Below are 384 nucleotides of genomic sequence, written 5' to 3'. Positions count from 1 at the left end.
TTATCTTCCCAGGCGGGAAGGTCAGGAGACTGAATTTGCTGACCCAGCTGTTGCAGATGGCGTAACCCCACTGACCCCGCCGCACCTTTAATTTTATGCCCTTCCTCAACAATGCCTTTTTTATCCTGCGCCGTCAGATTCGACTCCAGCACGCTGACATAGCCCGGCATCATTCTCTCAAACACCGCTAACCCGTCGGTGATCAGCTTCGGTCCTACAAGTTCGAGATACTGTTCCAGCATGGGAATATCGAGCAATGCTTCTGATTTACTGTTCTCTTCTGTCGTCACCGTACTCTCCTCATCATCCTGGGTATCCCAGAATTTCTTGATCATCGCGGTTAGCGCCGGAACAGAAAGCGGCTTACTCAGCACATCATCCATT

General features: G+C 50.8%; 1 protein-coding gene. It reads right to left on the bottom strand.

From position 1 onward, the window contains the following. Positions 1-384 (bottom strand): Hpt domain-containing protein (locus tag E0L35_RS26130; protein WP_171051257.1); only part of this gene is annotated, 384 nt, incomplete at both ends.

This window comes from Halomonas sp. ATBC28, from assembly GCF_005937175.1.
Lineage (GTDB): Bacteria > Pseudomonadota > Gammaproteobacteria > Pseudomonadales > Halomonadaceae > Vreelandella > Vreelandella titanicae.
Note: the sequence above shows the minus strand (reverse complement) of the source record. Positions and strands in the feature narration are given on the sequence as shown.